Genomic DNA, 1715 nt, shown 5'->3' on the forward strand with positions numbered 1-1715 from the left:
CGTCTTCAGGGCGACCTTCAAGGCGTCGAGATTCTTGTCGGAGATCGGCTCGGCGACGGTGACGTCGGCCGTGGCTTCACCCTTGTATTTGGCGACCAGCGCATTGAAGGCGCGGATCACGTCGGCCACCGCGAACAGGCGGCGATTGGTGGTCAGCACGCGCAGCACGTTGGCGGCGACACCGGCAATGCCGGCCTTTTCCAGCACGGCATTGAGCGCCTTGAGCTGCGCATCCGCACCGAACACGGGGCTGCGGACAAGGCGCTTCAGATCGGCACTCTCGTCGAGAAGGGCATTGAACTTGTCGAGATCGGCCTTGACCGCATCGACGGACTTTTCGTCACGGGCCAGTTCAAACAGGGCCGTCGCGTAACGACCGGACACACCGGATACGGAGGGATCTTCAGCAGCCACAGGCGCGCTCTTTATATAAGTGCCCAACCCACAAGAGGGAAACCGGCGCGCCGCTGCAGCGCAAACCGATTAAGCCCTTGGAATTCAAGCAGGACTTTGATTTTCGATCGCCGCGGGAGCGGCTTGATCACGAAAAGCGGCGCTTTGCTAACATAGCGTACGCGCAGCCGCAACAAGCGGTGGCCCGCTATTCGGCACGTTGTTGCCGCGCTGCATTTGGGGGCCCCGAGCCGCGTGAGCGCGGCCTTTCGGCCGAGCGCACTCTGGCCAGCCCCTGGTACCGTCGTTAAGGATTTCCGTTCCACCTGTTGCTGCATGGCCGCCATGCCCGTCTGGGCTTGCACGGTGCTCCAGTAGGGTCGGGCGGCCACCGCCCATCCGGGCCGGCATTACTTGTCAAGAGGCCATCAAGCTCAACGAGGACTTAACTCAACAGTAACATCAAGTATTGAAGAGTTAATGAAATGTTAAAGTGTCGGATTACGGAATTTTCCGTGATGAAGAGAACCAGTCCCAAGATAATTCGATCCCGGCGGAACAATTTCTACTGCCCCATTCGTGCCTCATTGCGCCATCAAACGGCGCGCGCCTCAACACCTGACGGGGGTCCACTGGCTGCAGAACGCAGCAATACTGTTTCGAGGGACATAGATGCTGAAACTGAAGAACCTCTCGGCTGGCAAGATTGCCGGCTCGCGCACCGCGCTCGCCGTTGCCGTCACGCTGATCGTCGGCGGCACCACCACCGAAGCCTCGGCTCGCTCCAGGCATCACCATCATCACCACGCCCGCCATCACCACCACCACATGGCGCGCCAGGCCGCTGAGCCTGCGGCAGATTCCTTTTCGAACGGCTGGTCGAACAACTCGTCCTGGATGAATTCCAACGCCTCGGTCGCGCCGAGCTCCGGCACCGGCCGGACCTTCTCCGGCATGGCGTCCTATTACGGCAACGAGTCCGGCAGCCGCACCGCCTCCGGTCAGCGCATGAATGCCAACGCCATGACCTGCGCCCATCGCTCGCTGCCGTTCGGCACCAAGCTGCGCGTCACCCATGGCGGCAACAGCGTCATCGTCACCGTCAATGACCGTGGCCCGTTCATCCGCGGCCGCGTGCTCGACCTCTCGACCGGCGCCGCCCGCGCCATCGGCCTGACCCGCTCCGGCGTCGGCCGCGTCACCGCCGAGGTCGTGTCGTAAGCCACCTATCTATCCGCGCGTCATTGCGAGCGCAGCGAAGCAATCCAGGAGCCTCGTCGGGACTCTGGATTGCTTCGTCGCTGCGCTCCTCGCAATGACGG

At 62.4% G+C, this 1715-nt stretch carries 2 protein-coding genes; one reads left to right on the forward strand and one right to left on the reverse strand.

Annotated elements, in window-relative coordinates:
- A partial coding sequence (locus tag BRAS3809_RS32800) for a F0F1 ATP synthase subunit delta (protein WP_035660151.1) occupies window positions 1–414 on the reverse strand: 414 nt, incomplete at its 3' end.
- 651 nt (window positions 415–1065) lie between these two features.
- Between BRAS3809_RS32800 and BRAS3809_RS32805 the strand changes: the two genes are divergently transcribed.
- Window positions 1066–1614, forward strand: a complete 549-nt coding sequence (locus BRAS3809_RS32805; RefSeq protein ID WP_008966314.1) for a septal ring lytic transglycosylase RlpA family protein — start codon at window positions 1066–1068, stop codon at window positions 1612–1614.
- Window positions 1615–1715 lie beyond the last annotated feature (101 nt).

Origin of the sequence: Bradyrhizobium sp. STM 3809, from assembly GCF_000239795.1 — a bacterium.
Taxonomy (GTDB): Bacteria; Pseudomonadota; Alphaproteobacteria; order Rhizobiales; family Xanthobacteraceae; genus Bradyrhizobium.

Bases quoted from the DNA above. Each gene is read 5' to 3' on its own strand.
- BRAS3809_RS32805 (WP_008966314.1), top strand. From the start codon at position 1,066: ATGCTGAAACTGAAGAACCTCTCGGCTGGCAAGATTGCCGGCTCGCGC.